Source organism: Streptomyces afghaniensis (genome assembly GCF_044327915.1).
GTDB classification, from domain to species: Bacteria; Actinomycetota; Actinomycetes; order Streptomycetales; family Streptomycetaceae; genus Streptomyces; species Streptomyces afghaniensis.
In genome coordinates this window covers 717,747-742,841 of the sequence record NZ_JBIRGJ010000002.1, presented here as the reverse complement: position 1 = coordinate 742,841, position 25,095 = coordinate 717,747, and the positions used below count along the sequence as shown (strand labels likewise).

At 70.5% G+C, this 25,095-nt stretch carries 23 protein-coding genes and 1 tRNA gene; 12 read left to right on the top strand and 12 right to left on the bottom strand.

Annotated elements, in window-relative coordinates; genetic code table 11:
* Positions 1-52 precede the first annotated feature (52 nt).
* Positions 53-448 carry a hypothetical protein gene (locus ACH4G3_RS09525; protein ID WP_397623928.1) on the top strand — a complete coding sequence of 132 codons (396 nt, stop codon included), beginning with the start codon at positions 53-55 and terminating at the stop codon, positions 446-448.
* Positions 449-523: 75 nt separating this feature from the next.
* Complete coding sequence (locus tag ACH4G3_RS09520) at positions 524-1,393, top strand: spermidine synthase (protein ID WP_397623927.1); 870 nt, start codon at positions 524-526, stop codon at positions 1,391-1,393.
* 44 nt (positions 1,394-1,437) lie between these two features.
* On the opposite strand, the gene ACH4G3_RS09515 is transcribed toward ACH4G3_RS09520, so the two are convergent.
* Positions 1,438-1,944, bottom strand: coding sequence for a superantigen-like protein SSL4 (locus ACH4G3_RS09515; protein WP_397623926.1), 507 nt, complete (start codon positions 1,942-1,944; stop codon positions 1,438-1,440).
* A 131-nt stretch (positions 1,945-2,075) separates the two neighbouring features.
* Between ACH4G3_RS09515 and ACH4G3_RS09510 the strand changes: the two genes are divergently transcribed.
* The 6 genes from ACH4G3_RS09510 to ACH4G3_RS09485 all read left to right on the top strand — a co-directional run bounded on the left by ACH4G3_RS09510 (position 2,076) and on the right by ACH4G3_RS09485 (position 8,907).
* Positions 2,076-2,780, top strand: a complete 705-nt coding sequence (locus ACH4G3_RS09510; RefSeq protein ID WP_356500986.1) for a response regulator transcription factor — start codon at positions 2,076-2,078, stop codon at positions 2,778-2,780.
* Positions 2,777-4,180 carry a sensor histidine kinase gene (locus ACH4G3_RS09505; RefSeq protein WP_397623925.1) on the top strand — a complete coding sequence of 468 codons (1,404 nt, stop codon included), beginning with the start codon at positions 2,777-2,779 and terminating at the stop codon, positions 4,178-4,180. Before ACH4G3_RS09510 ends, ACH4G3_RS09505 begins: the two co-directional genes overlap by 4 nt.
* A 220-nt stretch (positions 4,181-4,400) precedes the next feature.
* A complete protein-coding gene (locus tag ACH4G3_RS09500; protein WP_397623924.1) occupies positions 4,401-5,714 on the top strand; it encodes an ABC transporter substrate-binding protein in 1,314 nt (437 codons plus the stop codon).
* Positions 5,711-6,685 (top strand): carbohydrate ABC transporter permease, encoded by a 975-nt coding sequence (locus tag ACH4G3_RS09495; RefSeq protein ID WP_397623923.1) that lies wholly within the window; start codon positions 5,711-5,713, stop codon positions 6,683-6,685. Before ACH4G3_RS09500 ends, ACH4G3_RS09495 begins: the two co-directional genes overlap by 4 nt.
* Positions 6,682-7,569 carry a carbohydrate ABC transporter permease gene (locus ACH4G3_RS09490; RefSeq protein ID WP_397623922.1) on the top strand — a complete coding sequence of 296 codons (888 nt, stop codon included), beginning with the start codon at positions 6,682-6,684 and terminating at the stop codon, positions 7,567-7,569. Before ACH4G3_RS09495 ends, ACH4G3_RS09490 begins: the two co-directional genes overlap by 4 nt.
* Positions 7,570-7,590: 21 nt before the next feature.
* Positions 7,591-8,907: a glycoside hydrolase family 36 protein gene (locus ACH4G3_RS09485; RefSeq protein WP_397623921.1), complete on the top strand. Its 1,317-nt coding sequence runs from the start codon at positions 7,591-7,593 to the stop codon at positions 8,905-8,907.
* Positions 8,908-8,968: 61 nt separating this feature from the next.
* Here the strand turns inward: ACH4G3_RS09485 and ACH4G3_RS09480 are convergent, their stop codons facing one another.
* The 4 genes from ACH4G3_RS09480 to ACH4G3_RS09465 form a co-directional block, all read right to left on the bottom strand.
* Entirely contained in the window at positions 8,969-10,405 is a 1,437-nt protein-coding gene (locus ACH4G3_RS09480) for a GH1 family beta-glucosidase (RefSeq protein ID WP_397623920.1), read from the bottom strand.
* A 104-nt stretch (positions 10,406-10,509) separates the two neighbouring features.
* Complete coding sequence (locus ACH4G3_RS09475; protein ID WP_397623919.1) at positions 10,510-11,430, bottom strand: carbohydrate ABC transporter permease; 921 nt, start codon at positions 11,428-11,430, stop codon at positions 10,510-10,512.
* A gap of 12 nt (positions 11,431-11,442) precedes the next feature.
* Positions 11,443-12,453 (bottom strand): carbohydrate ABC transporter permease, encoded by a 1,011-nt coding sequence (locus ACH4G3_RS09470; RefSeq protein WP_397623918.1) that lies wholly within the window; start codon positions 12,451-12,453, stop codon positions 11,443-11,445.
* A 5-nt stretch (positions 12,454-12,458) separates the two neighbouring features.
* Entirely contained in the window at positions 12,459-13,787 is a 1,329-nt protein-coding gene (locus ACH4G3_RS09465; RefSeq protein ID WP_397623917.1) for an extracellular solute-binding protein, read from the bottom strand.
* Between the two features lie 397 nt (positions 13,788-14,184).
* Here ACH4G3_RS09465 and ACH4G3_RS09460 point away from each other — a divergent pair, with 397 nt between their 5' ends.
* Positions 14,185-15,240: a LacI family DNA-binding transcriptional regulator gene (locus ACH4G3_RS09460; RefSeq protein ID WP_397623916.1), complete on the top strand. Its 1,056-nt coding sequence runs from the start codon at positions 14,185-14,187 to the stop codon at positions 15,238-15,240.
* A gap of 182 nt (positions 15,241-15,422) precedes the next feature.
* Here the strand turns inward: ACH4G3_RS09460 and ACH4G3_RS09455 are convergent, their stop codons facing one another.
* The 5 genes from ACH4G3_RS09455 to ACH4G3_RS09435 all read right to left on the bottom strand — a co-directional run bounded on the left by ACH4G3_RS09455 (position 15,423) and on the right by ACH4G3_RS09435 (position 19,657).
* Positions 15,423-16,613: an MFS transporter gene (locus ACH4G3_RS09455; protein ID WP_397623915.1), complete on the bottom strand. Its 1,191-nt coding sequence runs from the start codon at positions 16,611-16,613 to the stop codon at positions 15,423-15,425.
* Positions 16,614-16,711: 98 nt separating this feature from the next.
* A tRNA-His gene (locus ACH4G3_RS09450) sits at positions 16,712-16,784 on the bottom strand.
* A 115-nt stretch (positions 16,785-16,899) separates the two neighbouring features.
* Positions 16,900-17,502, bottom strand: coding sequence for an oligoribonuclease (gene orn, locus ACH4G3_RS09445; RefSeq protein ID WP_397623914.1), 603 nt, complete (start codon positions 17,500-17,502; stop codon positions 16,900-16,902).
* A gap of 161 nt (positions 17,503-17,663) precedes the next feature.
* A complete protein-coding gene (locus ACH4G3_RS09440) occupies positions 17,664-18,947 on the bottom strand; it encodes a helix-turn-helix domain-containing protein (RefSeq protein WP_397623912.1) in 1,284 nt (427 codons plus the stop codon).
* A 377-nt stretch (positions 18,948-19,324) separates the two neighbouring features.
* Positions 19,325-19,657, bottom strand: a complete 333-nt coding sequence (locus tag ACH4G3_RS09435) for a hypothetical protein (protein ID WP_243380590.1) — start codon at positions 19,655-19,657, stop codon at positions 19,325-19,327.
* A 306-nt stretch (positions 19,658-19,963) separates the two neighbouring features.
* On the opposite strand from ACH4G3_RS09435, the gene ACH4G3_RS09430 reads away from it, so the two are divergent.
* The gene (locus ACH4G3_RS09430) at positions 19,964-20,491 is read left to right on the top strand and encodes a universal stress protein (protein WP_020277234.1); all 528 of its coding nucleotides are present in this window, start codon (positions 19,964-19,966) and stop codon (positions 20,489-20,491) included.
* Positions 20,492-20,614: 123 nt separating this feature from the next.
* Complete coding sequence (locus ACH4G3_RS09425; RefSeq protein WP_397623911.1) at positions 20,615-21,181, top strand: GPR1/FUN34/YaaH family transporter; 567 nt, start codon at positions 20,615-20,617, stop codon at positions 21,179-21,181.
* Between the two features lie 100 nt (positions 21,182-21,281).
* On the opposite strand, the gene glmS is transcribed toward ACH4G3_RS09425, so the two are convergent.
* Positions 21,282-23,099 carry a glutamine--fructose-6-phosphate transaminase (isomerizing) gene (gene glmS / locus ACH4G3_RS09420; RefSeq protein WP_397623910.1) on the bottom strand — a complete coding sequence of 606 codons (1,818 nt, stop codon included), beginning with the start codon at positions 23,097-23,099 and terminating at the stop codon, positions 21,282-21,284.
* 12 nt (positions 23,100-23,111) lie between these two features.
* On the bottom strand, positions 23,112-23,369 hold the full coding sequence (locus ACH4G3_RS09415) for a hypothetical protein (protein ID WP_031114246.1): 258 nt from the start codon (positions 23,367-23,369) through the stop codon (positions 23,112-23,114).
* 165 nt (positions 23,370-23,534) lie between these two features.
* Here ACH4G3_RS09415 and ACH4G3_RS09410 point away from each other — a divergent pair, with 165 nt between their 5' ends.
* Positions 23,535-25,094 carry a purple acid phosphatase family protein gene (locus tag ACH4G3_RS09410; protein ID WP_397624102.1) on the top strand — a complete coding sequence of 520 codons (1,560 nt, stop codon included), beginning with the start codon at positions 23,535-23,537 and terminating at the stop codon, positions 25,092-25,094.
* Position 25,095: the final 1 nt, after the last annotated feature.

Here is a 25,095-nt window from a genome sequence, read left to right as displayed (position 1 = left end):
CCCCCGACTCCCGACCGCTCGTCCAAGCAGGGGTTCCGTGGTGGAGGCCGGGATGGAGACCAGCCAGATCAACGATCCTCGAACACCGCCGAGCACGCAGTCGGCCGGCTGCGATGTCGTGACGGTGCCGGCGCGGCAGGGACTGGAGGCGGTCGACATCCTGCGGCGCGGGGCCGGGGAAGCGGTCGGACCCGTACTGCACGACGACGGCGGTGACACGCTGGGCTTCCTGGTGCCGCCGGGGACGGCCGCGGCGTGGGACGTGCCGGGGAGCACGTGCACGGAAACTGACGGACGCGGACTGACCCTGGCCCCCGAACCTCCGGTGGAGGGCTCGGACTGGCTGCTGCCGCCCGGCGAGGCAGACCTCGCGACGGACCCGGCGGTGCTGCGCAAGGCCCTCGGGGAGGCGGCCCGGACGATCAGGGCGGCGGACGGCTGCCGCTGACGCGACGAGGTGCCGAGGGACCGGCGCCCGGGGGAGCGTACGTCCCGCCTGACGGCCCGCCCTGATAATGACCCCATGGGTAAGTCCAGGAGCGGCCGGCGCAGGCAGGCCGGCGGGGAAGCCGTCGTCGAGAGCGTCGACGGCGGGCTCGCCGAGCTCATCCCCGACCGCGACCGGACCCGGGCCTGGACCCTGGTGATCGACGGGGCCCCGCAGTCGCACGTCGACCTGGACGACCCGGCGTACCTGTCCTTCGAGTACCAGCGCCGGCTCGGGCATGTGATCGACCTCGTCGCCCCGCCGGGCAGGCCCGTGCACGCCGTGCACCTCGGCGGTGGCGCGTTCACCCTCGCCCGGTACGTCGCCGCCACCCGGCCCCGCTCCACCCAGCAGGTCGTCGAACGGGACGCCGCCCTCGTGCAACTGGTCCGCCGCGAGCTGCCGTTGGACGCGAACGCGCGCATCAGGGTGCGGTCCGTCGACGCCCGCGACGGGCTCGCCAAGGTGCCGGACGGCTGGGCCGACCTGGTCATCACCGATGTGTTCAGCGGGGCCCGGACCCCGGCCCATCTGACCTCGACCGAGTTCCTCGACGACGTACGCAGGGCCCTCAAGCCCGGCGGTGTCTACGCCGCCAACCTCGCCGACGGGCCGCCGCTCGCCCACCTGCGCGGCCAGATCGCCACCGCCGCCGCCCGTTTCGAACAGCTCGCGCTGGTCGCCGACCCGACGGTGCTGCGCGGCAAACGCTTCGGGAACGCCGTCCTGGTCGCCTCCGACCAGCCGCTGCCCGTCGCCGAACTGACCCGCCGAGCCGCCTCCGACCCGCATCCCGGCCGGGTCGAGCACGGCAGGACACTCACCGACTTCACCGGCGGGGCCGCCCCCGTCACGGACCTCGCGGCGGTGGCGTCGCCCGCGCCGCCCGCATCGGTGTTCCGGTGACTGCCCTACGGCACTCTCCCGTACGGCACTCTCCCGTACGGCACTCAGTAGGTCCCGATCTCCACGCGTGGTGGTCCGTCGTGCCAGGTGCAGAACACCGACACCCGGTCGGCGCCCGAGGAGAACTCCACGCGGATCCACGACTGGGTCTTCCACACTTGCATCGACCAGCCCGCGCCGGGAGTGGCCGACACGAGGGACGCGGAGTCCCTGCCCAGGTCGAAGACCGCCCGGCCGCCGTCGGTGTCGTAGCTCTTGACCTCGCCGGTGGCGGCGGGGGAGGGACGGGGCGGTTGTGTGGGGGTCGGGCTCGGCTTCGTCACGGTGGGCGGTGGGCTCGCCGTGCGGCGCGGTCGCGGACTCGTCCGTTCCGACTGCGTGGGCGGCGCCTTCGACTCCTGCCCGGTCGCATCGGCCGCCTTGATGGGCAGGGCGCGCGGCGGGTCGTAGGCCGTGCCCGCCATCACCGTGTGGACACCCCACCACGACAGCGTGACCGCCGCGCCCGTGGCGAGCAGCCAGGCCAGTACGTGTACGAGTCCTCTGCGCATCGCCGGTCATACTGCCTCACGCGTCCCACGCGTTGTCCACAAACGGGAGTCACGCGGGGCCGGTTGTCCCCGGGCGAGGAGTTGTCCACAGGCCCGCACCCGGCTGTTCGAGATGGCGTACGGTGCGGCGCATGGCAAGTGTGCTCGTGGTCGAGGACGACCAGTTCGTACGCTCGGCGCTCATCCGGCACCTGACCGACGCCTCGCACACCGTACGCAGCGTCGGGACGGCATTGGAGGCGCTGCGCGAGGTCGCCCATGTCCGTTTCGACGTGGTGATCCTGGACCTCGGACTGCCCGATCTCGACGGGTCCGAGGCCCTGAAGATGCTGCGCGGCATCACGGACGTGCCGGTGATCGTCGCCACGGCCCGGGACGACGAGACGGAGATCGTCCGGCTGCTGAACGCCGGTGCGGACGACTACCTGACCAAGCCCTTCTCGGTCGAGCACCTGTCGGCCCGCATGGCGGCCGTGCTGCGCCGCGCCCGCTCCGGCGCGGGAGAAGGGGAGCCGTCCCCGGTGATCCGGGTCGGCGGCCTGACCGTCGACCCGCTGCGCCGCCAGGCCGAGCTGGACGGCGCGCGGCTCGACCTCACCCGCCGCGAGTTCGACCTGCTCGCCTTCCTGGCCCGCCGGCCAGGTGTCGTCGTCCCCCGCAAGGAGCTGCTCGCCGAGGTGTGGCAGCAGTCGTACGGCGACGACCAGACCATCGACGTCCATCTGTCCTGGCTGCGCCGGAAACTGGGCGAAACGGCTGCGAACCCCCGCTATCTGCACACCCTCCGGGGCGTCGGTGTGAAGCTCGAACCGCCGGGGGCGGAGGCGCCGCGATGAGGTGGGCCCTGGTCAAGGTGTCGCTGGCGGTGACCACCATGGTCGTGCTCGCCTTCGCGGTGCCGCTCGGACTGGTCATCCGAGAGATGGCCCGGGACCGGGCCTTCTCCAATGCCGAGCGGGAGGCCGCGGCCGTCGCCCCGGCACTGTCCATCACCACCGACCGCGACCAGCTCGAACGGGTCGTGGCCTCCGCCGGCTCCGACGCCGGGATGGCCGTGCACATACCGGCGGGGGACGGCCAGGAGGCCCTGGAGCTCGGGCGGCAGCGCGCCGCCGGCGAGGACATCGCGGCCGTGCGGAAACTGGGCCGGGCGTCCACCACCGGCGTCGCCGGCGGCTCGACTCTGCTCCAGCCGGTCGCGCTCAGCACCGGCGAGATCGCGGTCGTCGAGGTGTACGTGCCGGAGGCCGAGGTCACCAACGGCGTGGGCACGGCCTGGGCGGTGCTCGCCGGGGTCGGTGTCGCGCTGGTCCTCGGCTCGGTCGCGGTCGCCGACCGGCTGGGCGTGCGGATGGTCCGGCCGGCCAAGCGCCTGGTCGAGGGGGCCCGCGACCTGGGGGAGGGCCGGCTCGGCGCCCGTGTGCCCGAACAGGGCCCGACCGAACTGCGGCTCGCCGCGGTCGCGTTCAACTCGATGGCCGACCAGGTCGTCCAACTGCTGGCGAACGAACGGGAGCTGGCGGCCGACCTGTCCCACCGGCTGCGCACGCCCCTGACCGTGCTGCGGCTCAACGCCGCCTCGCTCGGCGAGGGACCGGCCGCCGACCAGACCCGGACCGCGGTCGAGCAGCTGGAGCGCGAGGTCGACACCATCATCCGTACGGCCCGGGAGGCCAAGCCGCAGACGGCCGCGGCCGGTCCGGGCGCCGGGTGCGACGCGGCCGAGGTGGTGCGGGAGCGGATGGCGTTCTGGTCGGCGCTCGCGGAGGACGAGGGCCGCAAGTGGCGGGTGGCCGGGGCCGACCGGCCGGTGCGCATCCCCGTGGCCCGCGCCGACCTGGCCGCCGCGCTCGACGCGCTGCTCGGCAACGTCTTCCGGCACACCCCGGAGGGCACCGCCTTCGCGGTCGACGTGCACAACGGCGAGGACGCGGTGATCGTCCTCGTCTCCGACGCGGGCCCCGGCATACCCGACCCGCAGGCCGCGATGGCGCGGGGCCGCGGCTCCGGGAGCGACGGCTCGACCGGGCTCGGCCTGGACATCGTGCGCCGGCTCGCGGAGTCGACCGGCGGGGACGTACGGATCGGCTCCTCGGTGCTCGGCGGGACCGAGGTGCGCATCCGGCTCCAGTTGGACGGGCGGGCGCCGGTGAGCGGCAGGGGGCATCGCGGGCCGGTGCGGCGCCGACGGCGGGGCAGACCGGCCGGTGTATACAACCGCTCCCGCTCGCTCTGACCTCTCCGGCGGCTCACGGCGTCCCTTACCTGCGGCCGGCGGCCTGCGTCCGTGCTCACGGGTCGGTCACATTTCGACAAATGAAGTCGACTGCCCTTGACGCATGACCGGACATACGGCTGTCATTGCGCCACCGTGTTCGGTCAAGTTGATTTCTGGTCGATTAAGACTGGATTTCACGCCACACCCTCGTGGCCGAACCCTGCCTCAGGAGCCGTTCATGCACGACCTCTCTCCCTCCGGACTCTCCCTCCCCGCCGCCAGCCGCCGCTCCGTCCTGCGCGGCATAGGCGGCGCGGCCCTGCTCGGTGCCGGCATACCCCTGCTCAGCGCCTGTGGCGGCAGCGGTGCGGCCGCCGACCCGAAGACGGTCAGCCTCGGCTCGAACTCCTCGGACGCGGTGCCGAAGAAGGCGTTCGCCGAGATCTACGCCGCCTTCACCAAGAAGTCCGGCATCAAGGTCGACGTGAACACCAAGGACCACAACACGTTCCAGGAGCAGATCAACTCCTACCTCCAGGGCACGCCCGACGACGTGTTCACCTGGTTCGCCGGGTACCGCATGCAGTTCTTCGCGTCGAAGAAGCTGGCCACCCCGATCGACGACGTGTGGCAGAAGATCGGCGGGAACTTCCCCGACGCGATGAAGAAGCTCAGCAAGGGCGAGGACGGCAAGTACTACTTCGTGCCGCTGTACACGTACCCGTGGGCGGTCTTCTACCGCAAGAGCGTCTTCGCCCAGCACGGCTACGAGGTCCCCACCACCTGGGACGACTTCGTCGCCCTGTGCAAGCGGATGCAGAAGGACGGGCTCGTCCCGATCGCCTTCGGCGACAAGGACGCCTGGCCCGCGATGGGCACGTTCGACCAGATCAACTTCCGCACCAACGGCTACGACTTCCACGTCGAGCTGATGGCCGGCAAGGCCTCCTGGACCGACCCCAAGGTGCGCAAGGTCTTCGACCACTGGACGGAGATCCTCCCCTACCACCAGGACGGCGCGGTGGGCCGCACCTGGCAGGACGCGGCCCAGACCCTGGTGGCGAAGAAGGCCGGCATGTATCTGCTGGGCACCTTCGTCGGCCAGCAGTTCACCGACAAGGCAGACCTGGACGACCTCGACTTCTTCGCCTTCCCGGAGATCGACCCGCAGTTCGGCCAGGACACCGTCGAGGCGCCCACCGACGGCTTCATGCTCTCCAAGGCCCCGAAGAACCGCGACGGCGCCACCAAGCTGCTGGAGTACCTGGGCACCCCCGAGGCCGAGCAGATCTACCTCAAGGCCGACTCGAGCGTGGTGGCCGCCTCCACCAAGGCCGACACCGCCTCCTACACCCCGCTCCAGAAGAAGTCCTTCGAGATGATCTCCGGCGCGAAGAGCCTGACGCAGTTCATGGACCGCGACTCCCGCCCGGACTTCACCTCCACGGTGATGCAGCCCGCGCTTCAGAACTTCATCCGCAACCCGAAGAACGTCGACAGCATCCTCTCGTCGATCGAGCGTCAGAAGAAGACGATCTTCGCGTCCTCATGAGCACCGACACCTCCACCGAGAACCCGGAGACGGCCCCCGCGCCGTCTCCGGGCGCCGCTCCCGCGAAGGGCCCGACGGGCCACCGCCGGCTGCTGACCCGCCGCGACCGCATCACGCTCGGCGTGATGGCCGGGGTGCCGACGATCCTGCACGTCGCCCTGGTGTGGCTGACGGCCCTCGCCTCCATCGCGCTGGCCTTCACCAGCTGGGACGGCATCGGCTTCGACTCCATCCACTGGGTCGGCCTGGAGAACTTCAGGCAGCTGTTCACCAGCAACCCGCAGTTCTGGCCCGCCGTCGAGCACAACGTCATCTGGTTCGTCGTGCTCATCCTGCTGCCCACCCCCTTCGGCCTGTTCCTGGCCGTGCAGCTGGACAAGAACATCCGCTTCAGCCGCGTCTACCAGACCGCGTTCTTCCTGCCGGTGGTGGTGTCGCTGGCGGTCACCGGGTTCGTCTGGCAGCTCGTCTACAACCCCGACACCGGCCTGATCAACAGCCTGATCGGCGCCAACAAGCCCGGCCACTACATCGACTGGATCGGCGACCCGGACCTCAACCTCTGGGCCGTCCTCGTCGCCGCCTCATGGCGGCACACCGGCTACATGATGATCCTCTACCTGGCCGGCCTGAAGGGCGTCGACCCCGCCCTGCGGGAGGCGTCCGCGCTGGACGGCGCCAATGAGTGGCAGACGTTCAAGAACGTCGTCTTCCCGACCCTGCGGCCCACCAACACCGTCGTCCTGGTCGTCACGATCATCGAGGCCCTGCGCGCCTTCGACCTGGTCTTCGTCTTCAACAAGGGCGCCCAGGGCACCGAACTGCTCTCCATCCTGGTGACCAACAACATCATCGGCGAGTCCAGCCGCATCGGATACGGCTCCGCCATCGCCGTCGTGCTGCTGGTCATCTCGCTCGCGGTGATCATCCCGTACCTGATCGCCACCTTCCGGAAGGAGCGGCGCGCATGAGCACCGTCGCCGGCGCTCACAAGCAGCGCACCCCCGTCCGCCCCGCCCGGATCCTGCTGCACACCTTCCTCGTCGTCACGGCGCTGGCCTGGCTGGCGCCCCTGCTGTGGGCGCTGCTCGCGGCGATGCGGCCCTACTCGGAGACCAGCACCAAGGGCTATGTGTCCTGGCCCGACAAGCTGAGCTTCGACAACTTCACGAACGCCTTCCAGCAGTCGGACATGCTGCACTACTTCGGCAACACGCTGATCGTCGCCGTGCCGGCCGTGCTGCTGACGCTGCTGCTGTCGTCGATGGTCGCCTTCTACGTCAGCCGCTTCGACTTCCGCCTCAACCTGGCGCTGCTGCTGGTCTTCACCGCCGGCAACCTGCTGCCCCAGCAGGTCATCATCACCCCGCTGTACCGGCTGTACCTGCTGATCGACCTGCCCGGCATCACGATGAGCGGCAAGCTCTACGACTCCGCGCTCGGCCTGGTCCTGATCCACGTGGCGTTCCAGTCCGGCTTCTGCGCGTTCGTGCTGAGCAACTACATGCGCTCGCTGCCCCATGAACTGACCGAGGCCGCCCTGGTCGACGGCGCCTCCGTCTGGCGCCTGTACTGGCAGATCGTGCTGCCGCTGTGCAAGCCCGCGATGGCCGCCCTCGCCACCCTGCTGTCCATCTGGATCTACAACGACTTCTTCTGGGCCATCGTCCTGATCTCCACCGGCGAGAACATGCCGATCACCTCGGCGCTGAACAACCTCTCCGGCCAGTACTTCACCGACCCCAACCTGGTGGCGGCCGGAGCCCTGCTCACGGCCATCCCCACCCTGATCGTCTACTTCGTGCTCCAGCGCCAGTTCGTCAGCGGCCTGACCCTGGGCGCCAACAAGGGCTGACCCCTCCCGAAAGAGATCACCGTGCAGCACCCCTTCACGCCGCTGGCCGCCGTGCCCGTCGACCTCCGCCACGCCCGAGTCCACGAGGAGGGCTGGCAGTCCTGGAGCCCCAGCGGCGCCTACGCCCTGAGCGCGGCGCCCCACCGGCCGGCCAACGCCAACTGGGCCACGGTCTGCTACCGGCCCGGCGTCACCGTCCCCGCCGGCGTCTTCCAGGGCGAGGGCCTGCTCGCGCTCGACCCCGGCGACGGCTCACCGGTCCGGCTGTGGGCGGCGGCCGAGCCGACGCGCGAGGTGCCGTCGATCCGGCTCGCCGTACGGGGCGGCGTCGCTGAGATCGGCGCCGACGGCCCGGTGAAGGAGTGGACGGGCGAGGACATCCAGGCGGTGCTGGGCGACTGGGCCTCCGGCCTCGGACTGGACGCCCCGCGCCCTGCGCCCACTGTCTGGTGCTCCTGGTACGAGTACTTCACGGAGGTCACCGAGGACGACATCCACGAGAACCTCCGCGCGATGGACACCCTCGACCTGCCCGTCGACGTCGTCCAGATCGACGACGGCTACCAGCGGGCCCTCGGCGACTGGCTCACCCTCTCCGGCCGCTTCCGCTCCCGCGCCGGAATCGCCGAGAAGATCCGCTCCCGCGGCCGCCGCGCCGGCATCTGGACGGCCCCCTTCCTCGTCGACCCGGCGAGCGACCTGGCCGCCGAACACCCCGACTGGCTGGTCCGGGACACCGCCGGCGGCTTCGCCCACGCCGGCCGCAACTGGGGCCACGACCTGCGGGTCCTGGACACCACCCACCCGGACGCGGCGGCGTACCTGACCGAGGTCTTCACCACCCTGCGCGCCGAGGGCTACGACTACTTCAAGACCGACTTCCTCTACGCGGGCGCCCTGACCGGCATCCGCCACGCGGACGTCGACCCCCTCACGGCGTACCGCTCCGGCATCCGCCTGATCCGCGACGCGATCGGCCCGGACTCCTACCTCCTGGGCTGCGGCGCCCCGATGCTCGCCTCCATCGGCCTGTTCGACGCCATGCGCGTCAGCCCCGACACGGCCCCGCACCGCCGCCCCGAGGCGGACGACTACTCCCAGCCGGGCCAGGACCCGGCCGAGTTCACCGGCGCGGCCCGCCAGTGGCAGCACGACCGCCTCTGGACCAACGACCCCGACTGCCTGATGGCCCGCCCGGCCGTCGAGACCCGCGAACAGTGGGCAGCGCACGTGGAATCCACGGGAGGCCTGATGGCCTCCAGCGACCGCCTGCTGTCGCTGGACGAGTGGGGCGTGACGACGACCCGCCGGCTCCTGACGCCACGCGTCGTTTCCTGAAAAGCCGGGGCGCGGCACTCCCCTAATGGTGCCGCGCCCCGTCCCCCCGCCTCCGCAGTGGCTAGACGGTCTCCACCTCCGGCAGCGTGCCCGTCCGGGCCGCCCGGGCGTACCAGTGGGCGCTGGACTTCGGGGTGCGTTCGAGTGTCGCGTAGTCCACGTACACCGCGCCGAAGCGCTTGCCGTAGCCGTAGGACCACTCGAAGTTGTCCATCAGGGACCACAGGAAGTAGCCGCGGACGTCCGCGCCGTCGGCGATCGCGCGGCGGACCGCCGACAGATGGCCGTGCAGGTAGGCGACGCGCTCCGGGTCGTGCACCCGGCCGTCGGAGTCGATCTTGTCGTCGTAGGCCGCGCCGTTCTCGGTGATGTACAGCGGCAGCCCCGGCGCCTCCCGGGTGTAGCGCATGATCAGCTCGTGCAGGCCGGTGGGGTCGATCGTCCAGCCCATCTCGGTGCGGTCACCGGGCGTCTGGTGGAAGGCGACGTCGTCCGCGGCCGGCCACGGCGAGTGGCTGCTCGACCCGTGGCCGTCGGCGCGGGGGCCCTTCGCCGCCGGGTCGGCCGCCGAGACCAGCGCGGGCGTGTAGTAGTTGAGGCCCAGCGCGTCCAGCGGCTGGTTGATCAGCGCCAGGTCGCCGTCGAGGACGTGGTTCCAGTCCGTGAGCCCCGCCGTCGCCACGTACAGCGACTCCGGGTACGCGCCGTGCAGGATCGGGCCGTGGAAGACGCCGTTGGCCAGGTCGTCGATCTTCCGGGCCGCCGCCAGGTCCGCCGGGCTCTGCGAAAGCGGCCTGGCCACCGTGGAGTTGAGGCTGATCGCGACCGTGTTGCGGGCCGGCATCACCGACCGCAGGGCGGCGGCGCCCAGCCCGTGCGCCAGGTTCAGGTGGTGCGCGGCACGCAGCGACGCCGCGGGATCCGTCCGGCCCGGGGCGTGCACCCCGGAGGCATAGCCCAGGAACGCGCTGCACCACGGCTCGTTGAGCGTCATCCACTGCTCGACCCGGTCGCCCAGCGCCTCGCCGACGATCTGCGCGTACTCCGCGAAACGGTACGCCGTGTCCCGCTCCGGCCAGCCGCCCGCGTCCTCCAGCTCCTGCGGCAGATCCCAGTGGTAGAGGGTGACGGCCGGCTTGATGCCCTTGGACAGCAGCTCGTCGACCAGCCGGCGGTAGAAGTCCAGGCCCTTCTGGACGGCCGGGCCCCGGCCGGTCGGCTGCACCCGCGACCACGAGACGGAGAAGCGGTAGGCGCCCAGGCCCAGCTCCGCCATCAGCGCCACGTCCTCGCGGTAGCGGTGGTAGTGGTCGACAGCGATGTCACCGGTGTCGCCACCGGCCGTCTTGCCCGGCGTATGGCTGAAGGTGTCCCAGATCGACGGCGTACGGCCGTCCTCCCGCACCGCGCCCTCGATCTGGTACGCGGAGGTCGCCGCGCCCCAGAGGAAGGCGGGAGGGAAGGTCACGGCCGTGGCCGGGTTCTCGGAGTCAGGCATGGAAGCGCTCCCAAAGGGGGTCATGGAGACCGATGATGGAGGGGGAGGGGAGAGGGAGAAGAGAACAGGGGCCGGAGCAGCGCCGGTCCGGCCCCCGAGGAAGATCAGCCCTTGACGGCGCCCTGCATGATGCCGCCCACGATCTGCTTGCCGAAGATCGCGAAGACCAGCAGCAGCGGCAGCGTGCCGAGCAGCGCGCCCGCCATGATCAGGGACTGGTCGGGGGTGTAGCCGCGGCCCAGGCCCGCGACCGCGACCTGCACGGTCGGGTTGCCCATCTGGGTCAGCACCAGGAACGGCCACATGAAGTCGTTCCACGTCTGCACGAACGTCAGCATCCCGAGCACGGCCATCGCCGGCCGCGCCGCCGGGAACACCACGTGCCACACCACACGCCAGCTGCTCGCCCCGTCGACCCGGGCGGCCTCGATGATCTCGTCCGGCAGCGCCTGGATCAGGTACTGCCGCATGAAGAACACACCGAACGCGCTCACCAGCGACGGCAGGATCACCGCCTGCAACTGGTCCGTCCAGTCGAGCTTGGCGACCATCATGTACAGCGGGATCACGCTCAGCTGCGGCGGCACCATCATCGTGCCGATCACGATCAGCATCAGCGCGCCACGGCCCCTGAACCGCAGCTTGGCGAAGGCGAAACCGGCGATCGTCGACAGGAAGACGATGGTCGCCGCCGAAACCCCCGCCACGATCGTGGTGTTGAGGAACGCCTCGCCCAGATTGGCGTCCTTCCAGGCGATCTCCAGCTTGTCGAACAGACCCGAGCCGAACCAGAACGGCGGCGGGGTCTGCGCGAGCCGCTGGTTGTCACGCGAGGCGGCGATCGCCGTCCACACCAGCGGGAACAGCGAGACGATCGTGAACACGATGAGGATCGCGTACGCGATCGGACCGCCGTGCAACGTCCCGCCCGCCCGCGCGGACTTCGGCAGGCGGGGGCGTTTGGACTCCTTCGCGGGCGCCGCGCCGGGCGGCGGGGCGTCCTTTGGCGTCACAGTCGTCGTCACGGCCGGAACTCCTTAACTACTGGCGCGCAGCCGGCGCGAGATGACGTAGTTGACGATGCCGATGACGATCAGCATGAGGAACATCGTCCAGGCGATCGCCGAGGCACGGCCCAGGTGCTGGGCGACCCAGCCCTGCTCGTACAGATACAGACCGAGCGTCTGGAACTGGTGCTCCGCGCCGCCCGACGTGCCCTTGTTGGCGTCGAACAGCAGCGGCTCGCCGAAGACCTGGCTCGCGCCGATCGTCGACACGACACACGTGAACAGGATCGTCGGGCGCAGCGCCGGCAGCGTCACATGGATGAACTGCTGCCAGCGGTTGGCCCCGTCCAGCGCCGCCGACTCGTACAGGTCCTGCGGGATCGCCTGCATCGCGGCCAGGTAGATCAGCGCGTTGTAGCCGGTCCAGCGCCAGATGATGATCGACGAGACGGCGATCTGCGAGAACCACTTGTCGTTCTGCCAGTCGACCGGGTTGATGCCGACCATGTCGAGCGCCCAGTTGATCATTCCGTAGTCGCGGCCGAAGAGCAGCACGAACACCAGCGAGGCGGCGGCGATCGATGTCGCGTACGGCGCGAGCATCGCGACCCGGAAGAAGGTCGAGGCCCGCAGCTTGTAGTTGAGGATGTGGGCGATGCCCATCGCCATCAGCAGCTGCGGGACGGTGGAGATGATGCCGATGGTCAGGGTGTTCTTCGCCGCGTTCCAGAAGAACTCGTCGTCGAAGATCCGGGTGTAGTTGCGCAGTCCGACCCAGTTCATGTCGGTCGGCGCGGTCAGCTCCACCTGGTGCAGCGAGGCCCAGCCCGTGTAGATCAGCGGGAACAGGCCGAACGCGATGAACAGCAGGAAGAACGGCGAGACGAAGGCGTACGGGCTCCAGCGGATGTCCCGCTGCCAGCGGCGCGACAGCCGGTCCCGGCGCCGCCGCTCCTTGTCCGCGGCGGCGTCCCCGGGCGGGCGGCCCGGGGCCGCGCCCCCCTCCACGGGGGGCGCGGCGGTGTCGTGACGGGTGGCCATACGGGTCACTGGTCCAGCTTGTTGTCGATGGTCTTGACCGCGGAGTCCCAGGCCTCCTTGGCGGACTTGCCCTTCGTGGCGAGGATGACGCCGTTGTCCGTCAGGCCCTGCATGATGATCTGGTCCTTCGGGCCGATCACCTGGACCGGGGCGGTCTTGGCGGCCTCGGCGAAGATCTCGCCGATCGCCTGGTCACCCGTCATCTCGTTCTTGGCGCCCGTCACTTCGGGCATGGTGTACGCGGACGGGGCGCTCGGGAAGCTGCCCTGCACCTTGAACAGCTTCGCCTGCTGCTCCGGCGCGGTCAGCCAGGTCACGAACTTCTGCGCCTCCTTCACGTTCTTGCCGCTCTTCGGCACGGTGAGGAAGGTGCCGCCCCAGTTGCCACCCTTGGGCGCGGTGGCCACGGCCCACTTGCCGGCCGCGTCCGGCTTCGAGTAGCCCTTGATCGTGCCGAGCATCCACGGCGGGCAGGCGATGGCGGCGAACTTGTTGTTGGCGATCGAGGAGTTCCAGCCCGGCTGGAACTGCGTCTCCGACTGGACGAGGCCCTTCTTGGCGGCGTCCGCGGTCAGGTCGAAGGCGGCCTTGACGGCCGGGTTGGTCTTGTAGATGACCTTTCCGGAGGCGTCGTAGAACTTCTCCTTCTCGCTGCCCAGGACCGCCTGGATCAGACCGCCGGGGGAGTCCATGAAGAAGGTGCCCTTGGGTGCCTTCGACTTGTAGCGCTCGCCGACCTCGACGAGCTTGGCCCAGTCACCGGCCCACAGCTTGCCGACCTCGGCGGGGTCGGTGGGCAGACCGGCCTGCTTGAAGAGGTCCGTGCGGTAGCAGATCGCCATCGGGCCGACGTCGGTGCCGAGGCCGATGGTCTTGCCGTCCTTGGTCGTGGCCTGCTGCCACTTCCAGTCCAGCCACTTGCTCTTGTCCACGCCCGGCGCCTTGGACATGTCCTCGAGCTTGTCGGCCTGGGTGGCCGTGACCTCGGCGATGTTGGCGACTTCGACGGCCTGGACGTCCAGCAGACCGCTGTTGGTGGTGAGGTGGTTCAGCAGCGCCGGGTAGTAGTTCTCGTTCCGCTGGACGACGTTCTCGGCGATCTTGATCTTCGGGTTGAGCTTCTCGTACTCGGCGTACAGGCCGGCTTCCTTGAAGCCCATGGTGCCGAAGAGCCCCACGGAGATCGTCGTCTTGCCACCGCTGTCGCCGCCCGACGAGGAGCCGGAACCGTCGCTCTTGCCGTCGTCGGCACAGCCGGCCAGCAGCCCGGCGCCCAGCGACGCGGCGGCCGCGAGGACCATCGCCTTGCGGGCGGTTCGGATGCGTGCTCGCATGTCGTCCTCCTGTTGCCCTGACGTGCCGACCCCCCGGCCAACTGCATTGTTGGACCCGTTTTTACTCGCTGCGGCTCGGGCGGGGAACGTGCGGGTTGTGTATGTGTCAGGTACTGTGGGAGCGCTCCCACCAGTGATGTGTTGAAGGTTCTCCGGTCGGGGCGGGGGTGTCAAGGGACCGGACAGGGAGAGATGCGTTCAGTTATCGGGCTGTTAACTGGACCCGGGCCGCAGTCCCTGGCGGCCCGGGACGGCGGTATCAAGCCAGTCGGACCGGCCCGCCGGCCGAAGCGGAAGGCCGGGGGCGGGCGGCCTCGGCAGCGGTCACTCCCGCTGACGAGCCTGTTAAATTCCAGGCCAGCCGCAGAGTGCGGGTGTGGACGGGAAGGCGGAGCCCATGGCAAGCCACGGAGCGCGGGGCCGAAGCGGTGGCCGGCCCACCCTCGAAGAGGTGGCGGCGCGCGCCGGTGTCGGCCGCGGCACGGTGTCCCGGGTGATCAACGGCTCACCCCGGGTCAGCGACGCGACGCGAGCGGCCGTCGAGGCGGCGGTCGCCGAGCTCGGCTACGTCCCGAACACCGCGGCCCGCGCCCTGGCCGCCAACCGCACGGACGCGATCGCGCTGGTCGTGCCCGAGCCGGAGACCCGGTTCTTCGCGGAGCCGTACTTCTCGGACATGCTGAAGGGCGTCGGGGCTGAGCTGTCCGACACGGAGATGCAGCTCCTGCTGATCTTCGCGGGCAGCGACAAGGAACGCCGCCGTCTCGCCCAGTACCTGGCCGCCCACCGGGTGGACGGCGTCCTGCTGGTCTCGGTCCACGCGGACGATCCGCTGCCCGACCTGCTGTCCCAGCTGGACATCCCGGCGGTGATCAGCGGCCCGCGATCAGCGGGGGAGACCCTGCCGTCGGTCGACTCGGACAACTACGGCGGCGCCCGGCAGGCCGTCGAGCACCTGCTGTCCCGCGGCCGCCGCCGGGTGGCCCACATCACCGGCCGCCTCGACGTCTACGGCGCCCAGCGCCGCATCGACGGCTACCGCGACGCGCTGAGCGACGCGGGCCACGAGGCCGACGAGGCGCTGATCGAGCCGGGCGACTTCTCGGAGGAGGGCGGCAGCCGTGCCATGACGGCACTGCTGGAGCGCCGCCCCGACCTGGACGCGGTCTTCGCCGCCTCCGACGTCACCGCGGCCGGCGCCCGCCAGGCGCTGCGCGACGCGGGGCGCCGCATCCCCGACGACGTGGCGCTCGTCGGCTACGACGACTCCGCCATCGCCCGCCACATGGACCCGCCCCTCACCAGCGTCCGCCAGCCCATCGAGGAGATGGGCCGCCGGATGATCGACCTCCTCCTCACGGAGGTCGCCGACCGCCGCCCCCTCGCGTCCCGGGGGCTGGACCGACGGCAGGTGGTCCTGGCGACGGAGCTGGTGCCCCGGTTGTCGTCGTGACGCCGCGTCCCCTGAACGCTTCACGAGCGTCGCGGAGTTGACGGCGGCGGGGCGGAGCCCGGCGCACGGAGCCCCGGGCAACGCCGCATGACATCCACGCCGTCCGGCACGAACGTCCACCGCCCGCTCGTCGACCCGGTCCACCAGCTCACCCAGGGCGTCGCGATCGCACAGAGGGACCGTCAGAGCCTCGCCACCGCCGGCCGCCGGACCAGGTACACGGTCGCCGTCGACACCAGCACCGCCATGCACGCGATGAACACCAGGCCCGCGCCCTCCAGGCCGATCGGGCCCGTCAGCAGGCCGACGCCGATCACCGGGACCGAGATGCCCGCGTAGGCGACCACGAACAGCGTCGAGATCACCGCCGCCCGCCGGTGTTCGGGAGACGCCCCGGCGACCTCGGACAGCGCGCCGCGGAAGGCCAGGCCCTGCCCGACGCCGCCGACGAGTGCGCTCAGCACCACCAGAGACATCAGGTCCCACCGCAGCGCGCCCGCGAGCAGGGCCAGCCCGGCGAGGAGTCCGGCGCAGCCCAGCGGGAGGGAGCGCCGCACCCCGACCGGGCCGACCGCCAGTTGCCCGGCGGTCGAGGCGAAGAAGGCCAGCGCGACGATCAGCCCGCTCACGGCGTGGTTGTCCACGTGCAGGGACTCGGCGAGGAATTCGGGGCTGACCGAGGTGAACACCCCGAAGAGGGCGAACCCCGCGAACGAGGCGATCGCCGCGGGGGTGAACGCCGCCCGCACCTGAGGGGGCAGCGCGGGGCGCTGCGGCCGTACGGTGCGCAGCGGCTTGCGCTCCCGTACGGTCTCCGCGAGCCGCAGCAGGACGGCGGCCGAGCCGGCCACCAGCACGAGGTGCGTGACGAACGGCAGGTACAGCGGCCGGTCGGCGTACTGCGCGAGCACGCCGGAGAGCAGCGGACCGCAGCCCAGGCCGCCCATGTTGGCGGCCGTCGCCACGAACGTGGCCCGGGAGGCGCCGCCTTCCGGCGCCAGCTCCATCACGTACGCCGTGGCGGCACCGGTGAACAGACCGGCCGAGAGTCCCGACAGCAGCCGCCCCGCGTACAGCCAGCCCAGCCCGGTGGCGCACAGGAAACAGACGGCGCTCGACGCCGCGAAGCCCAGGCCGCACAGCAGCACCGGGCGCCTGCCCACGGCGTCCGAGGCGTTGCCGACCAGCAGCAGAACCCCGATGACCCCGAAGGCGTACAGGGCGTACACCACGGTCACCGTCAGCTCGGAGAATCCGAACTTGCCCTGGTAGAGGGGATAGAGGGGAGTCGGCAGTGTGGTCCCGGCCATGCATACGGCGAACACCGCCCCGCCGAGCACACACGCTCGCCACCCTCGGCGCGCACCGTCCATGCCGCCGACCGTAATGCCGGTCGCTCCCCAGCCCCGGACCGGCGCGCAAAAAGCTTCAGCCGGTGGCTTCTACACGAAGCCACCGGCTGATTACTCAGGGTGAGTGACGGGACTCGAACCCGCGGCATCCTGGACCACAACCAGGTGCTCTACCAGCTGAGCTACACCCACCATGACCGGCTTGGAGGTCAGTGATTTCCCCGACCGGCCGAGAAAAAGTGTACAGGGTCCGAAGGGGTGCTCGCGCCCGGCTTTCGCGGCGCCCCTCCACGGGCCCCCGGCACGGCTACTGCGCAGGCAGCACGTGCTTCGCGGCGATCTTCTTCGCGGTGTCCGAGTCGGGCCCGGGCTGCGGGACGAAGACGGCCTCGCGGTAGTAGCGCAGCTCCGCGATGGACTCGCGGATGTCGGCGAGCGCCCGGTGGTTGCCGTTCTTCTGCGGGCTGTTGAAGTACGCCCGCGGGTACCAGCGGCGGGCCAGCTCCTTGATCGACGACACGTCGACGATCCGGTAGTGCAGGTAGTCCTCCAGCGTCGGCATGTCGCGCAGCAGGAAGCCGCGGTCCGTGCCGACGGAGTTGCCGCACAGCGGGGCCTTGCCCGGCTCCTTGACGTGCTCCCTGACGTACGTCAGGACCTGCTCCTCGGCGTCCTTCAGCGTCGTGCCGTCCGGCAGCTCGGCGAGCAGCCCGGACGAGGTGTGCATCTGACGCACCACCTCCGGCATCGTCTCCAGCGCCCGGTCCGGCGGCCGGATGACGATGTCCACGCCATCGCCGAGCACGTTCAGCTCGGAGTCGGTGACGAGGGCGGCCACCTCGATGAGCGCGTCGTCCGACAGCGAGAGGCCGGTCATCTCGCAGTCGATCCACACCATGCGATCGTTCATGTGTCTAACCTTACGGTGAGCCGCCGCGGGCCGGACCGGCCGTGCGGTGACCTTGTGGCCGCCAGGTGCGCCGGCCTCGCGGCCGAGGGCGCGCCGACCCCGAAAACGGCGCCGGGCCCGCGCGGAGATTTCCTCCACGCGGGCCCGGTCACCGGCTCACATCACGTCGCGCTGCGCTGCCCCGGCAGACTCGCCCGGCTCGGCACGTACGCGTCCCGCCCGTTGTCCGGCGCGGCCGACGCCGACGCGGACAGGGCCGGGGACGATCCGACCGCGCTCGCCGCCGCCGTACGGCGGGACTGGAGCGGGACGGGGTGCTCCGGATGCAGCGAGGCGGGCTGCTGCTGGCCCGGCTGGCCGGGGTGCCCGGACATGCCGGACCCCGGACCGCCCGGTGCGGCCTCGGTGTCCTGCGGCCGCTCGCCCTGCGGGCGCCGGGCGCGGTAGGCCGCCCGGTACGCGGCCGGCGACGAGCCCAGCTGGCGGCGGAAGTGCCCGCGCAGGGCGACCGGCGACCGGAAGCCGCAGCGCCCCGCCACCTCGTCCACCGAGTAGTCCGACGTCTCCAGCAGGCGCTGCGCCTGGAGCACCCGCTGCGTGATCAGCCACTGCAGCGGCGCGCTCCCGGTCAGCGAGCGGAAGCGGCGGTCGAACGTACGACGGCTCATGTACGCGCGTGCCGCCAGCGTCTCCACGTCGAACTGTTCGTGGAGGTGCTCCAGCGCCCAGGCGACGACCTCGGCGAGCGGGTCGGCGCCGATCTCCTCTGGTAAAGACCTGTCGAGATAGCGCTCCTGGCCGCCGCTTCGGCGCGGGGGCACGACGAGGCGCCGGGCCAGGGCCCCTGCGGCCTCGTTGCCGTGGTCCGTGCGCACGATGTGCAGGCACAGGTCGATGCCCGCGGCGGTGCCTGCCGACGTCAGCACGTCGCCGTCGTCGACGAACAACTCCCGCGGATCGACGTGCACCGACGGATAGCGTTTCGCCAGCGTAGGCGCGTACATCCAGTGTGTCGTCGCGGGCCGGCCGTCCAGCAGGCCCGCCGCCGCGAGGACGAAGGCACCGGTGCACAGCCCGACGATGCGGGCGCCCTCCTCGTGTGCCCGGCGCAGCGCGTCGAGCGCCTCGTCCGGTGGCGGAGAAGTGATCGAACGCCAGGCCGGTACGACGACCGTGCCCGCGCGTGAGATCGCTTCCAGGCCATGCGGTGCGGTGAGTTCCAGGCCCCCTGTGGTCCGCAGTGGGCCGTCCTCGCCGCCGCACACCAGCAGTCGGTAGCGCGGCACGCCGGCGTCCTGGCGGTCGATCCCGAACACCGACAAAGGTATGGAACTCTCGAAGATGGGGCCGCCGCTGAACAGCAGCACCGCGACGATCTCCTTGCGACGTCGCCCGGAAAGCTTCCGGGCCGCGGCTTCCGGCGCGGCAGTGGAGTCGTGGCTCATACTGCTAAGCCCCCCTCGGTGGTCGCGGCTCCTCGGTTGTGTCGCTCCTGCACGTTTCCCCTCGGTCCTGCACGAGTCCCCCGCCGTAGACAGTCAAGATCGAATCTACTGTGTCCCGTCGCGCCGCAGTGGCCGGTTCGGCACTCGGCACATTGTCGACTTGGCAACTTGGCGTGAAGCATTCGATCACGAAGCGTTGCACTCGTGGGGCGTGCAGGGAAGTGCGCCTTGTGGCAGTGGCCAATCCGCGTAGGGTGCGCAGCACCCCTGAGGCCCTTTCCGTGCAGGTCGAACGGGGGTTGGGGGGTGGTCAGGGAGGGTGATGCACAGGTGTGAGAAGTTGGCTGAAAAGCAGCGTGCCCGTGCGCGGAAACCGGTCAGCCGACCGGTGTATCCCCGCCAGTGTGCCGTCCGCCACGGTGTGACCCCGTTCCCGTGCGGTGGTGCCGGCCCCGGTGGGGTGCCCGGTCCTCGGCCGCCAGCCGGGCCGCGCCGCGCTCGGACTGCCGCAGCAGGACCCGGCACGCGCCCGTGACGGCCGCCAGCCCGAGGGCCGTGCCGGCGGCACCGGACAAGGAGGCGCCGTACCCGAGGAGCACGGCCGGGACGAGCAGGCAGCTGAAGGCCGCCCAGCGGACCACGTCCGTCGCGGTGTCCCGCGGCGGCGGGGCCGCGCGGTCCGCCTCGGAGGCGGGGCGGGGTCCGGGCATGCGTGCTCCCTGTGGCGTGACTCACGGGGTTCAACGCGTGGCCGGTGAGCAGGTCACTGTCTGACCGGACCACCTCCACGGGCAAGTGAATCCTGTGCAAACCGCCTGTACAGCGCAGCAACCATTGCGTTACGGGCGTCGCCTCGTGCATGCTCCCTGGAACCCGCACGCACGGCGGGCGGGATCTGGGCTAAGGAGGCGTGCCGCCGTACCCTTGGGGGTATGGGGTTGGGAAGACCATTCCCGGACACAGCTCCGCCGCACACTGTTGTCCCTCCCATAAAGGATCACAACGCCGAGACAGCCATGGCCGGTCACGAATTCTTCGAACCCGCGGACCGCAAGCGGCCCGTCGCCGATCCCACGGCGGCCGAGCCCCTGGCGGCGGAAGAGCCTCGCCACTCCTGCGATCCCGCCTTCAAGCACGGGGTCGTCGTCGGCTTCGACGGCTCCACGTCCAGTGAGCGCGCCCTGGCGTACGCGATCGGCATGGCCCATCGCTCCGGGTCGGGCCTGATCATCGTCCACGTCGCCAACCGGCTGCCGACCACGGTGTGGGCCGGCTGCGAGCCGCCCGTGTTCGTGGACGTGCCGGACCACCGGACCGAGGTGCTCGGTCTTGAGCTGGCCTGTGCGGACTACCTCGCCGAGGTGCCCTGGATCCTGGTCGAGCGCGGCGGCGACATCTGCCACGAACTCGAAGAGGTCGGCCGGGAGTACGAGGCGGACGCGATCGTCGTCGGGTCGACCCACGGCATCGTCGGGCGGATCTTCGGCTCCGTCGCCGGACGGCTCGCCAAGCGGGCGAAGCGGCCCGTCGTCGTCATTCCCTGAGGGCCAACTCCCTTGCTCTCCCTGTGCAGTGCGTAAATCTACTCGTGCGTAGAGGTGTTTGTGCCCTTGTGAAGGGCATATACGGGACACCGCACAACTGCACATGCACGAAGGGAGCCCGCCGTGGACAAAGACGTCTCCGCGGGAAGCGGAATCACGACCGTGGCCGGTCGACTCGCCCTCGGAATCACCCTGTTGGCCTTCGGGCTGGGGCATACCGCTGTGCTCGACGGGGTGTCAGCCGCTGACGCCGTGTCCGTCGCCCGGTATGTGGGCGGCATCGCCCTCTTCGCCGCCGGATTGCTGGCCCTGCGGGGCGGGGACTCCTCCGGTGGGACGGCGTTCTCGGTGCTCGGGGCGCTGTGGTTCACCTGGGCCGTGTCGGCCGACGCGCAGGTGTCCGGCAACGCGGCAGGGCTGTTCCTGCTGTTGTTCGCGCTGGTGGCGTTGTCTCTGGCGCTTGCCGGTGGGGACCAGCTCGGGCAGGGCGTGTACGGGCTGCTCTTCGTCTCGCTGCTGCTGCTCGCGATCGCCGTGTTCGCCGGGAACGACGGGCTCGCGAAGGTCGGTGGGTGGTTCGCCGTGGCCGCGGGGGCCGTTGCCTGGTACGCGGCCACGGCGGTGCTCGCGCACTGGCCGACGGCGGTTCCGCGACGCGCTGCCGGCCGGGGAGTGACGGCCACCGGTTAGCTGCGCAGGCCGGGGAGTTGGGCGGCTTCCCGGCGATGAAAACGGACCCCCTGCGCTGGGTGGCAGCGCGTGGGGGTCCGTCCTCTTTGTTTGGCCTCCTCTACTCCACCGTCACCGACTTGGCCAGGTTCCTCGGCTTGTCGATGTCCCTGCCCAGGGCCAGGGCCGTGTGGTACGCGAGGAGTTGGAGGGGGATGCCCATCAGGATGGGGTCGAGTTCGTCCTCGTTCTTCGGGACGATGATGGTTTCGTCGGCCTTCTCCTGGTCCTGGTGCGCCACCGCGAGGATCCTGCCGCTGCGGGCCTTGATCTCCTCCATCGCGGCGCGGTTCTTCTCCAGGAGGTCGTCGTCGGGGACGATCGCGACCGTCGGGAGAGCCGGCTCGATCAGGGCCAGGGGGCCGTGCTTGAGCTCGGAGGCCGGGTAGGCCTCGGCGTGGATGTAGGAGACCTCCTTGAGCTTCAGGGAGGCCTCGCGGGCCACCGGGTAGCCCCGCACCCGGCCGATGAAGAGCATCGAGCGGGCCTCGGCGAACTGCAGGGCCAGCTTCTTGACGTCCTCCTCGTGCTCCATGATCTCGGCGATCTGGGCGGGCAGCTTGCGCAGGCCCGCGATGATCCGCTTGCCGTCGCGGACCGAGAGATCGCGGGTGCGGCCGAGGTGGAGGGCGAGGAGCGCGAAGGCGACCGTGGTGTTCGTGAAGCACTTCGTGGAGACGACGCAGACCTCCGGGCCCGCGTGGACGTAGATGCCGCCGTCGGCCTCGCGGGCGATCGCGGAGCCGACCACGTTCACCACGCCCAGGACCCGCGCGCCCTTGCGCTTGAGCTCCTGCACGGCGGCGAGGACGTCGTAGGTCTCGCCGGACTGGGAGACGGCGATGTAGAGGGTGTCGGGGTCGACCACCGCGTTGCGGTAGCGGAACTCCGAGGCCGGCTCGGCGTCGGCGGGGATTCGCGCCAGCTCCTCGATCATCTGGGCGCCGATCATGCCCGCGTGGTACGAGGTGCCGCAGCCGAGGATCTTCACGCGGCGGATGCGGCGGGCCTCGCGGGCGTCGAGGTTGAGGCCGCCCAGGTGCACGGTGGAGAAGCGGTCGTCGATGCGGCCGCGCAGCACGCGGTCCACGGCCTCGGCCTGCTCGTGGATCTCCTTGTGCATGTAGGTGTCGTGGCCGCCCATGTCGTAGGAGGCCGCCTCCCACTCCACGGTGGTGGGCTCCGCGGTGGTGCGGGTGCCCTCCGTCGTGTACGTGCGGAAGTCGTCGGCCTTCAGGGTGGCCATCTCGCCGTCGTCCAGCGTGACGATCTGGCGGGTGTGGGCGACCAGCGCGGCGATGTCCGAGGCGACGAACATCTCCTTCTCGCCGATGCCGAGGACGACCGGGGAGCCGTTGCGGGCGACGACGATCCGGTCGGGGAAGTCGGCGTGCAGCACGGCGATGCCGTAGGTGCCCTCGATGAGCCGGAGGGTCTCGCGGACCTTGTCCTCCAGCTTCGTCGCCTGCGAGCGGGCGATGAGGTGGGTGAGGACCTCGGTGTCGGTCTCGGAGAGGAACTCGACGCCGTCCGCCTCCAGCTTGCGGCGCAGGTCGGCGGCGTTGTCGATGATGCCGTTGTGGACGACGGCGACCTTGCCCTCGGCGTCGAGGTGCGGGTGGGCGTTGACGTCGGAGGGGGCGCCGTGGGTGGCCCAGCGGGTGTGGGCGATGCCGGTCGTGCCCTTGAAGCGGGCCGGGACCTTGGCCTCCAGATCGCGGACGCGGCCCTTGGCCTTGACCATCTTCAGGCCGGAGGCCTTCGGGGACGTGATGACGACGCCCGCGGAGTCGTACCCGCGGTACTCCAGGCGCTGGAGGCCCTCCAGGAGGAGGGGAGCGACGTCACGCTTCCCGATGTAACCGACAATGCCGCACATATATACGCATTCCTAGCCGTAGACGATGCGCCGCAGCTGCCGGAGCGAGAGCTCCGGCGGTGCCACCGCGCGATATTTGAGATCCGCCTCGATCCGCTCGAAGATCGCCGCGTTCACCAGGCCCTGGGCCTGGAGCTCGCGGTGGCGGCGACGGACGTACTCCTCGGTCGTCTCGTCGAAGTAGGCGAGCACGTCCTGGATCACGCGCAGCGCCTCGCCCCGGCTGAGGGGCGTGGACCGCGTCAGATGATCAACCAGTTCGTCGTGCACTCGCTAGATCCTGGGGTACCGGCGGCGCTTTCGCAAGAATTCTGCCCGGTTTCGGGCAGATGAGTGTTGGAGCACTTATGGGACGCCCATGGGAGTCTGATGGGCGGTTGTTCCCCGGGCGGATGTGTAAGCCGAGCAGCTTGTGACGCCATGGACATTCCTCGTATGGGCGTACCCGAGCGGCTCGCCGAGCGCATGAGCATGGCCGAGCAGCACGAGTACCTGCGCGCCAGGTTCTCCCGGCGCACGATGATCAGAGGCGGTGCCGTCACGCTCGGTGCCGTCACCGGTGGCGCGTTCGTGCCGGGCGCCACCGCCCAGGCCGCCGTACCGAGCGGGCGGCCGAGCACCGAGACCGTCGACGGGACCCACGTGGCCCCCTTCGGCCGCCACCTCGCCTACGGCACCGACCCGCGCACGGAGATGACCGTCTCCTGGCAGGTCCCGGTCGCCGTCAAGAAGCCGTTCATCCGGATCGGCGCCCACCCCACGGACCTCTCCCGGAAGATCGACGCCGAGGTCCGCACCCTCTTCACGCCCGCCGGTGTCGGCGCGAGCGGCAACCACACCCAGTACTACGTCCACGCCAAGCTGACCCACCTGCGCCCGGGCCGGACGTACTACTACGGCGTCGGCCACCAGGGCTTCGACCCGGCCGAGCCGCACCTGCTGGGCACCCTCGGCACCTTCACCACCGCCCCCGCGCACAAGACGCCGTTCACCTTCACGGCCTTCGGCGACGAGGGCGTCAGCTACCACGCCCTCGCCAACAACAGCCTCCTCCTCGGCCAGAACCCGGCCTTCCACCTGCACGCAGGCGACATCGCGTACGGCGACCCCACCGGCCAGGGCAGGACCGACGACACCGGCTTCGACTCGCGCGTGTGGGACCAGTTCCTCGCCCAGACCGAGTCCGTCGCCAAGTCCGTCCCGTGGATGCCCGCCTACGGCAACCACGACATGGAGGCCTGGTACTCGCCCAACGGCTACGGCGGCGAGGAGGCCCGCTGGACCCTCCCGGACAACGGCCCCGACAAGGAGAACCTCCCCGGCGTCTACTCCTTCACCTACGGCAACACGGCCGTCATCTCGCTCGACGCCAACGACATCTCCTTCGAGATCCCGGCCAACCTGGGCATCTCCGGCGGCACCCAGACCAAGTGGCTGGAAGCCCAGCTGAAGCAGTACCGGGCCGCGCACGACATCGACTTCATCGTCGTGTTCTTCCACCACTGCGCCTACTGCACCTCCACCTCGCACGCCTCCGAGGGCGGGGTCCGGCAGGAGTGGGTGCCGCTGTTCGAGAAGTACACCGTGGACCTGGTCATCAACGGCCACAACCACCAGTACGAGCGCACCGACGTCATCAAGGGCGACAAGGTCACCAGGAAGCTCCCGATCGGCGGCACGGCCTACCCCGAGACCGACGGCGTGGTGTACGTGACGGCCGGTGCGGCGGGCCGCAGCCTCTACGCGTTCAGCGCCCCGCTGTCGTACGAGGGCAACGAGCACGACGTGGACTCCGTGTCCTCGTTCGTCAACGTCAAGGGCGGCAAGCAGAACGAGACCGTCGCCTGGTCGCGGGTGCGCTACCTCGACTACTCCTTCCTGCGCGTGGACGTCACCCCCGCGCCGAAGGGGCACCTGGCCACGCTGACGGTGCGCGGCATCGCCGAGACCGGTGACCAGGTGGACCACTTCACGGTGGCGCGCCGGGCGAAGTAGC